Origin of the sequence: Alkalihalobacillus sp. NPDC127517 (assembly GCF_050276055.1) — a bacterium.
Classification (GTDB): domain Bacteria; phylum Bacillota; class Bacilli; order Bacillales; family Bacillaceae_D; genus Alkalicoccobacillus.
In genome coordinates, this window is sequence record NZ_JBNNQX010000032.1 from 1 (window position 1) to 8,837 (window position 8,837).

Here is an 8,837-nt window from a genome sequence, read left to right on the forward strand (position 1 = left end):
AAGTGAAAGAGAGGAAATATTAAAGGCTCTTAGCGAGATTAGGAATGACACAAGAGCTTTAGTGGGGAAAGAACCAGTTGAAGAAATTAAAGCCACTCTTCCGCCGGAAAAGAAACGATCAATTTTCACTTTATAAGGAGATAGTCCATGCCAATCTTTCAAGCATTAAAAGGAAGTTCCAACGCCAATGCCACCATTTCTTATTGTGAAAAAGATAGCGTGATTGACCAAAAGAGTGGAAGTACGGTCAACAAATGTGTTTTAAAAGCAGGATACAATTGTGACATTGCTGATATACGTGATGATTTTGCAGAAACTCGCAATCGCTTTAGCAAAGAGAATGGTCGGCAAGCCATGCATTTTGTTCTTTCATTCAATCCAAAAGAATTACCTAATACACCTGACAACCAGGAGAAGTGTCTTGAAATCGGTTTGGCTCTAGCTGAAAAAATTAGCAAAGGTCATGAAACTGGATGCTTTGTTCATGCCGATCAGGATCACCTTCATTGTCACTTGGTCACTAACTCAGTTCATTACAAAACTGGTTCAAAGTATCAAATGAAAAAGAACGCTGATTTAGTTGCTTTTAGATCCATTTCAGATCAAGTATGCAAGGAACATGGAATTGAACCATTAGAAATGTATGAGGGAAATCGTTCTGAGGAAAAGAGCGCAGAAAAGCGGATTAAAGAACGTGGTGGCGTACCCTGGAAGGAAGAAATCAAGGACGCTATTAGACACGCTAAATCTCAGGCGGTAGATATGGATTCATACAAGGAACTCCTTGCTGAAAAAGGCGTAGAAATGTATGAGCGTGGTGAAAAAACCAAAGGGTACATACACGTTGGCCAAAGAGATTCAGGAGCGAAGTTGTATAAGCTAAGAGACCAAAACAAAGCCTTAGATAACGGACTGCACCTAGAAGACGTTGAAAGAGCGTTTGTAGTAAATAAACAGCAGAAAAAAGCACCGCTGCACAACACACTGCAACCAGGTGAAAAGAAACGTGTGCAGACTGCACCAGGGCAACCACCATCATCCACCACCCTACCAAGTACAGACAATTTTGCGGAAACAGTTAAACATGCACAAGACAAAAAAGATGATATTAAAGCTACTTCTAGCCAAGAACTAAAAAGCGCAAAAACAGAATCCGATCGTGCCGAGATCAAACGTGCCGAGGAAATTAAACTGGAACAAGCCGAACTGGATAAAGAAATGGCATTACAAAGAGAACATGAGATTAAGGCATATTATATTCAGCTGAAAAAACTGTTCCCCCGTTCCACGCACAACCAATATCAAGATTCTTCAAAAGAGTTAAGCATGTTCTATGGTGGAACAACCAAGAAACTTTATAAATTGACGTATTTAAAAGATACGCAAGTGATTTCTGTACTCAAAAGAGGGACTGATGGCAAATATTCAGAACCCATTGTAGAACCTACTAAGGATCTCAATGAAGTTAAAAAAACCGTATTTGATAACATAAAACCACATGAACGAAAGCACGAACAGAACAGAAATAGACTCATGCGAAGTCAAAGAGAATTCGAAAGGTAAGCTAACAATATCTCTCATTCGTCCAAAATGGGGGTATTTTGCTTTTTTCTAAAAACAATAAGGTTTAACCTAGTGAATCTATTATAATTGTTATCTGAGCCTTCTGTGTCGTTTTAGTGATCACGCTTCGAGCCAATCCATAAACTTTTTCGGATTTTCGTCAACAAGTTGCTTTCTAGCTTCATATTCTCGTAATTTTTCTTCTTGGTACTCCCGACTAACTTTTGATTGAACCGTTAAATCTAGCAATCCCTTCGCAAAATATTTCGCAAAGTCATAGATACGCTCTCCGTTGCTGTGTTTTTCGATCATGTGATTTAATTGCTTTTCTGCGTCATCGATTAAGAAAATATCTAAGTTCAATTCAATTAGGTGTTTAATCGTTTTATTAATAGTCTTTTGATCTAGTTTTTTATGTTGTAAAAAGTCATTAAGAATGTCATAAGCAATATTTTTCGCGCGCGCGCGTATTATATATTCTTCTTCTTCAAGATTACTAAGGTCACTCTGACTAAAGTCTTTATTACTACCTCGTAAATTTTCCGATTCTTGACTCGTAGAATTTACGTTTTTAGAATCGTAAATTCTACGAGTCTCAGTTGTATCAAGGGTTTCACAGTCTTTTTTCTGATCGTTTTCGAATACTGGATTTAAAATATAGTACCGATTAGCTTTTCCTTGACCTCTTCTAACTTCTTCAAGCAAGCCGACTTTGATTAGCTCTTTTTTTGACTTTGTTACAGTCTTGTCTGATAGGTTTAAGATTTCCATAAGTTGTTTTAACGTGTACACGCAATAAATGCTTCCTTCTTCATCTACAAAGCTGTCATTTCCCTCGTGGAATGTATGTATAGATAAACGAAAACGATCTTTTAAAAGAGCGAAAGCTACTTTAGCATCATTGCTCAATCCTTTGTATTTATCTTCGGAAATTAACCATCTAGGAAATTGAATAAACTCTTCGTTTTTTGCGTCATGTACTGAAAATCTTTTGGACATAAAAAAACTCTCCCTTTTTAGTAGTTTAAAAAGAAAGAGCCTCCTAGTAACCTGTGTTTAAATATCTATGGTTTGCTAAATTTATGTATAGTGAAGAGACATTACCATTGATTTTGTCTCAAAAATATTATACGATTATCCCAAGATATTGAGCCCTGGCACCTTGTGAAACTTTGGTCGGTTGAGCAGGTTTGAGGCTCTTTCTTTTTTTATTTAATTAAATCTAGTATAGCAAAGTTAACTTTGTATGGAAATATATTTCAAAGATCATAGGGACCTATGATTTTTTTTTATGCCAAAAGAGCACTGAACAAGAGGATAAAAGGACACTCAAATCGAAGCTACACGACGAAGCTGTTAAATTGTATTTTAAAAGTACAGATAGATACTGAAAATTAGCGGTGGTGACTGACTGGCGGTTGGTGGTTGGGTGGTGATCACCAGGTGAATGAGAGGTGGTTTTATGGATAAAATGCTTGCAGTTAGTGAACTGAGTACAATCACTAAAATTCCTGAATCAACTGTAAGACGCTACCTAAACAAGTTTCATACATACTTTAAGTATGACAGCAGAGGGAAAGGTAAGAAATATCATGCAGAATCGGTTGAGATCTTAAATCAGATTGCAGGTTTGTACGGTGAAGGTTACCAGGCAAACGAAATCGAAACGATCTTGGCGGAACAATTCCCTATTACAATCACTGATTCACCAGACGCCACCACGTCACCACCACCTCATAAACCACTTGAAAAACAGTTTGAGGAATTCAAAGAACAGCAGAATGAATTTAACCAGGAACTTTTGGCCAAGCTAGATCGACAGCAACGTTTTATAAAACAGTTGTTGCAAGAAAAGAGAGATCAAGATCTCCTGGAGAACGAAAAAGAGACTGCTGCGTCATCTGATTCTCACACTGCACCAAAGAAATGGTGGGAATTTTGGAAGCGGAAAAATTGACCGGCACGATCTGTGGTGCTAACATATGATGTAATAAGAAGTAAGTGTGTCGCGATGTCACCTAGCGACTCATAAATGGTGGGATTCAAAATCGCAAACCTCTTATGCGATTCATAAAATGGGGGCTTTTAAATGAATTTAACAACAGCCATGTCTAACGTGGCTGTTTTTTGTTTGATCTGACGAGAAGTACCCCTGACAACATGTGTCAGGGGTACTTCTTTTAAAGGCTAAAGGACTTTAGATTTTTTTCTACCTCTTCCTCTAGAATCCCAATGTACGTCAACGTAACTTTAGGGTGGGAATGATTGAAGATCATTTGTAATTCTGCCACGTCTTTAAATTGCTTGTAATGCCAATATCCAAAGGTTTTACGCATGGTGTGAGTGCCGATCCCATCAGGAATATCAGCCATATCTCCTGCTTTATTTAACTGGCGATAAGCTTGAACCCTGGAGATTGGACCATCACCTTTTCTACTTGGAAACAACCAGGAGCTTCCTGGAAGAGAATGAACGTAGTCGGCCAACTCGTCATAGACGTTTGATAAGTAAATGGTACGTGGCTTTTTCGTTTTTCCTTCTCGAATGACAACTTTTTGCTTACCTCGGACATCATTAACCTTCAACCGCAATAAATCTCCAACTCTTAAGCCTGTATTAATGCCCATAAGGAAAAGAATATAATCACGTTGGGAACAGTGGCGTTTGAGTGACCATTTCATGTCTTGGATTAATTCTAAAGATCGTAACGGCTGTACGTCTTTAATTTCATCTGCCTTAGAAAGCATAAGTGTAACTCCTTATAAATCAGCATTTTGAATGTAACTTAATTTTGTATTTTGATTGTACCATATAAAAAAAGAAAAAAAGTCTAATTTCTAGCCTTTTTCAATGTAACATTTGTGCAATTTTGTTACATATAAAGCGCTCAGCGGAGAAATGGCGACAAATTTGATTAGACTGCAGGGATTTGGTATCAATTTTATCTTCTTCTCAGCGCCAATCAATGTGGATCTGATGTCATTCATAATAGTTTCCTTGTATATATACATTTATTTCTTATGAAACCAATATGAGTTTCTAAATTGAGCATATAGATTTACTTACATTTCACAACGAAAGAAACTAATTTTTTTATTTGTATTTTTTGGGTTGAACAGAAAGTACAGCGATGTTAAAAACAGGATGTACCACTAAAAATGGAAGGGGATTCAAATTAATGGATTTTGTTCAGAGTCGAAAAATAAGTTTAGTTATGGTATTTTCCTTGATTGTAGCAATGGTTATGGTACCTATTAATTCATCTGCGCTAGCGAATTCAACGCAAGATGTAAGTAAGGAGACGGTAGTCTTAAGTGAAGAGGAAAAAAGTAGCATCAGAGATTTAGAAGAGTTTGGTGTAGATTCAGAGTTGATGCTTAAGGTATTAGAAGTCTCTCATCATATTTCTATTAACGCAGATCAAGAAACGTTGAGCGTAGCTTTAAGCGATGAGGAACTTACAAATGAACATAGTTTTACAGAAACTCAACTTCAAGACTTCAAAGCTATGCTTAACGGAACATATCAGGCTCCAGCTTCTCAAGTAAGCGAAGCAGAGAGTGATCAAGTGTTAGCGGCTAGTTCTGGCTATAGAGCTGGTTACTTAAATAACTTTGATTTGAAGGCCGGAACATTTGCTGTCTTGGGATCAGCAGCTGCAGTTGGTCCAGCTGCATTAATGACTGCCTGGGCAGGAGTTTCAACACTTTTAGGAGGACCATTAGGAGCGGTAGCTGGAATAAGTACTGCAGTTTTGGGTGGAGCTTTCTTTGCAGATCTTGCATTAAAGATAACTGGAGCATTATCTCAAGGTAAAGGTGTAGCTTTCTATCTTGATTGGGGTATTCCACCAGTAAAAACTGCTATTGAGTAAGCTGATTAAAAATAAAACACCATAATATTATGAATTAGATAGTAAAAAATTATACGGCTAGTATGTGACCTCGGTATTATTCCGGGGTCACTCGTTTTATCACTATTAGCAAAACGACCTGAATTATAATGATAAAGAATATATATGATACAGCAACTGATAGTTGCTGTATGGTTGGTAGTATGCAACCATTAGAAAATACTAAAATTACAACAATCAGATTGAACAAGGAGTGTTGTATGATGTCATTAGGGTCTAATATTAGCAATAAAAGAAAATCATTAAAGTTGTCTCAAGAATATGTAGCTGAGCAACTGGGAACTAGTCGACAAGCAGTATCCAAATGGGAAACAAATCAATCAGAACCCTCAACGAACAATCTAATCAAATTAGCTGAGTTATTCAATAGTGATGTTAAGGAATTAATTTCGCCTGAAGAATATATGGATGAAAGAAAAGGCATAGAAAATCAGATAGAGCAAAATAAAAAAAATATCAAAATGCAAATGTCAGCTGTGTTTGGTCGAATAATTATGCTAATCAGCTTTTTTGGTTATATTGGTGCTTTTTCTGATCCTTCTTCGTATCAACTTCCTGATTTGTATTTAATCATTTGGTGGGGAGCTATATTCTTAATTGGAGTTGTCTTGACATTTATCGCGTCAAGGGATTATTTCAATAGAAAATCAGGCTCAAAGAACGTAATATGGTTTGATTTACTATTTGTATTTTCTTATTTTCTCTATGGAATATTACCTTTTGAAACAGGTCTAAATGGATTTATTATAATGCTGTATGGAATTGTGATTTTGAGTATCCAAAATATCAAATTTTTCATACCTACGTGGAGAAAATCAAAGTCAATTTAAATAAGAATATTTAAATACGCCTCCAAAAAAAACCCACTGACACTTTGTGTCAGTGGGTTTTTTGAGATTACTCATATAAATTACAAGCTAAATAATTTTTAACTTCCCCCTCAACACTTGGGCGGGAGTTTTTTTACGTAACATTTGACCTATTATGTTGTATTAAACTTTTAATAGTTACGGGTTATATGTGTAAGTATTATTTTTCTCATAAATTGCAAAATCAACGCTACGACAAATTTTTTTGACCTCCTGGTTATCTACTATGTAGATGCATTGAACATCAACACCACCTGCGAAATTCTTACCTTTGACATCAGTTTTAAGATTTAGAAGTGTGCACGGATTAAAAATATTATCACCTCTGGTGTTTATTAGACCTAGACAAAAGATCATCCGATTAGTTCGAATTCCTGCAGATAAAGTGACTTTTTCTAACACGATCTGTTCATCAATAACTCTTAGACCTGTGCAAGATGTAAGAGACTTCAAATTATTTAAGACGTTTATTTTTTGTTCTGAATAGAAAGGAATCTGAAATGCTGCTTTATTTATTTTTCCTTTCTTTAACTTTTTATAAAATTCTTTTCCTTTAATTTTTCTGCTACCACCTTCAAAGTACTCAACCCCTGTAAGATGCAGATAATTTTCTGCCTTAGCCTCTAATACCACTTCATGATAAGCGTTATCTTTGCAGAAAACATAATGGATTTCTTTCCCCATTAATGTTCTTTCATAAATCTCTAACCCTTCAAAAAACTTCTTTATTAATTCTCTTTTATCATCCATCCATATTCCCCACTTTTATATTTTTTCAAAAAAAAGAAGGTTGGGATTAATCCCAACCTTCTTATATATCCCAAGTTCTTAAATTTAAAAATATGCGAGTTTTTATGTTGCCTGCCAACGACCGGCACCCGAAGTCCGGCAAGTATGTCGGAAAGTTTATGTCCTCCGCAGACGACCGGCACCCGAAGTCCGGCAAGTATGTCAGGTGTTTACGGTGCTCGCTCACCATTTGACACTTCAAGATTAACATGCACTCTCTTGAAGTGTCAATATTAGCATGTCCTTTAAGCAACATTGTATGCAGACATACTAAGATAAGGTATGCCTTTACCTCACATAATGTTATTGGTATTGATTTTCTCAAATAAACAATGGGAATTTTGTTCATTATAATAATTGTAAAGATACTTAACCTAGCAATGCTCCTAGTGCAACAATATCTTACTACAGGTAATATGGCTATAATAATTATCATTTGGAATAATGCTTCTCTAAATAAAAAGCAAGGATGACTAATAAGGTCGCTCAAATAATCTAATAACGGTTTGCTGACTGGAGAACGTCCCTTGTTTCCTAAAAACGTTTTTTAATTTCCTGGAACACAACCTTATAATCGATAAACGAACCTTCACGTAATTTCTCAGCCAAGTCTGTGAGATATTTAAAATCGTCCTCGCTGATCGGAAGTTGTTTCTCTTCCATGAACTCTTCAATAATTGCGTCTTTTAATTCCCTTAAATCAGTGGTTTTATACGTTTGTAACAAGTCTTTACCAAGCACTACTGCTTGTTTCTCTTTTTCTTCTTTTAGCTTTCTTCTAGCTTCCGCTTTCCTCTTTTTTAGATCCTCCTGAAGCTTTTCAACTAATGACAACTCTTCTTCTGCTGACTTCTGTTTGCTTAGTTCTCTACCGATCTGATCTTCTAAAGAGATTTTTCTAGACAATGGCTGCGCACCCTTTCTGAATCCTGTTTATTAAATTTAACAAGCCTAGGCTTATGATCACCGTAAATAATTACCATACGCAAAATGATCTTAAAAAATTTTTTGTACCCTCATCCGATTCATGTCCCAAAAATCGCCATTATATAACTAGCACTTACTGGAACAGTCATAATAAGAAAAAACGCCAAATAAACATCTAAAACGAGAAACTATTTTTTTCTTAATATTATCCATATAATTCTCCTATTTATAAATTAGATTAACATGAAATAATTGCTTCACCCACCTCTTTTTTAATTTTTTGTTTTTCATTTTTCAAGAAGGGGATTGGGGTAACCCCAACAAGCCTAATATGGAAAAATGCGAGAGCATGTGCCCATATTAGTATGCTTGCAATACCTTAAATCACTAGATTATACTTAGCTACAAAAGTGAGAAAATAAGGGGTGTGAAACAAATGAGTAAAAATAAAGAAATAAAGTTCAGACTGACCGTTGAAGAAAAAGAACGAGCGGATAAATTTGCAGAATACTACGAAATGACGATTAATGCTCTAGCGAAATTTCTGACGCTTAACCTCTCCATGCCACAAAATCCTGAAACGGCAACAGCTTATAAAGATTTAAGTATTCAGGTTGGAGCGATCGGTAACAACGTGAATCAAATTGCGAGGAAAGTAAATCGAAACAACAGCTTTACACGAAGTGAAAGAGAGGAAATATTAAAGGCTCTTAGCGAGATTAGGAATGACACAAGAGCTTTAGTGGGGAAAGAACCAGTTGAAGAAATTAAAGCCA

Annotated in this window: 9 protein-coding genes; 5 read left to right on the top strand and 4 right to left on the bottom strand. The window is 35.9% G+C overall.

The features are described from left to right. Window positions 1-147: 147 nt before the first annotated feature. On the top strand, window positions 148-1,563 hold the full coding sequence (locus ACQKKO_RS21350) for a relaxase/mobilization nuclease domain-containing protein (RefSeq protein WP_498650709.1): 1,416 nt from the start codon (window positions 148-150) through the stop codon (window positions 1,561-1,563). A gap of 120 nt (window positions 1,564-1,683) precedes the next feature. Here the strand turns inward: ACQKKO_RS21350 and ACQKKO_RS21355 are convergent, their stop codons facing one another. Next, a complete protein-coding gene (locus tag ACQKKO_RS21355) occupies window positions 1,684-2,562 on the bottom strand; it encodes a replication initiator protein A (RefSeq protein WP_498650710.1) in 879 nt (292 codons plus the stop codon). A 463-nt stretch (window positions 2,563-3,025) separates the two neighbouring features. On the opposite strand from ACQKKO_RS21355, the gene ACQKKO_RS21360 reads away from it, so the two are divergent. Further along, window positions 3,026-3,520 (top strand): MerR family transcriptional regulator, encoded by a 495-nt coding sequence (locus ACQKKO_RS21360; RefSeq protein ID WP_498650712.1) that lies wholly within the window; start codon window positions 3,026-3,028, stop codon window positions 3,518-3,520. A 223-nt stretch (window positions 3,521-3,743) separates the two neighbouring features. Here ACQKKO_RS21360 and ACQKKO_RS21365 read toward each other — a convergent pair whose 3' ends face one another. Next, window positions 3,744-4,310, bottom strand: a complete 567-nt coding sequence (locus tag ACQKKO_RS21365; protein WP_498650716.1) for a site-specific integrase — start codon at window positions 4,308-4,310, stop codon at window positions 3,744-3,746. Window positions 4,311-4,741: 431 nt separating this feature from the next. On the opposite strand from ACQKKO_RS21365, the gene ACQKKO_RS21370 reads away from it, so the two are divergent. Together ACQKKO_RS21370 and ACQKKO_RS21375 are read left to right on the top strand one after the other, a co-directional pair. Continuing rightward, a complete protein-coding gene (locus ACQKKO_RS21370) occupies window positions 4,742-5,437 on the top strand; it encodes a hypothetical protein (protein WP_498650718.1) in 696 nt (231 codons plus the stop codon). 239 nt (window positions 5,438-5,676) lie between these two features. Beyond that, entirely contained in the window at window positions 5,677-6,306 is a 630-nt protein-coding gene (locus tag ACQKKO_RS21375) for a helix-turn-helix domain-containing protein (RefSeq protein WP_498650720.1), read from the top strand. A gap of 177 nt (window positions 6,307-6,483) precedes the next feature. On the opposite strand, the gene ACQKKO_RS21380 is transcribed toward ACQKKO_RS21375, so the two are convergent. Then, window positions 6,484-7,095 carry a PBECR4 domain-containing protein gene (locus ACQKKO_RS21380; RefSeq protein ID WP_498650722.1) on the bottom strand — a complete coding sequence of 204 codons (612 nt, stop codon included), beginning with the start codon at window positions 7,093-7,095 and terminating at the stop codon, window positions 6,484-6,486. Between the two features lie 573 nt (window positions 7,096-7,668). Beyond that, window positions 7,669-8,040 carry a hypothetical protein gene (locus tag ACQKKO_RS21385; RefSeq protein WP_498650724.1) on the bottom strand — a complete coding sequence of 124 codons (372 nt, stop codon included), beginning with the start codon at window positions 8,038-8,040 and terminating at the stop codon, window positions 7,669-7,671. 457 nt (window positions 8,041-8,497) lie between these two features. Here ACQKKO_RS21385 and mobC point away from each other — a divergent pair. After that, window positions 8,498-8,837, top strand: a 340-nt coding sequence (gene mobC, locus ACQKKO_RS21390; protein WP_498650726.1) for a plasmid mobilization relaxosome protein MobC, incomplete at its 3' end; no start/stop codon positions are given.

What these genes read in the sequence shown, in the direction of transcription:
- ACQKKO_RS21380 (WP_498650722.1), bottom strand. Translation starts at nt 7,095, where the DNA reads ATGGATGATAAAAGAGAATTAATAAAGAAGTTTTTTGAAGGGTTAGAG.
- ACQKKO_RS21360 (WP_498650712.1), top strand. Translation starts at nt 3,026, where the DNA reads ATGGATAAAATGCTTGCAGTTAGTGAACTGAGTACAATCACTAAAATT.
- ACQKKO_RS21350 (WP_498650709.1), top strand. Translation starts at nt 148, where the DNA reads ATGCCAATCTTTCAAGCATTAAAAGGAAGTTCCAACGCCAATGCCACC.
- ACQKKO_RS21375 (WP_498650720.1), top strand. Translation starts at nt 5,677, where the DNA reads ATGATGTCATTAGGGTCTAATATTAGCAATAAAAGAAAATCATTAAAG.
- ACQKKO_RS21370 (WP_498650718.1), top strand. Translation starts at nt 4,742, where the DNA reads ATGGATTTTGTTCAGAGTCGAAAAATAAGTTTAGTTATGGTATTTTCC.
- ACQKKO_RS21365 (WP_498650716.1), bottom strand. Translation starts at nt 4,310, where the DNA reads ATGCTTTCTAAGGCAGATGAAATTAAAGACGTACAGCCGTTACGATCT.
- ACQKKO_RS21355 (WP_498650710.1), bottom strand. Translation starts at nt 2,562, where the DNA reads ATGTCCAAAAGATTTTCAGTACATGACGCAAAAAACGAAGAGTTTATT.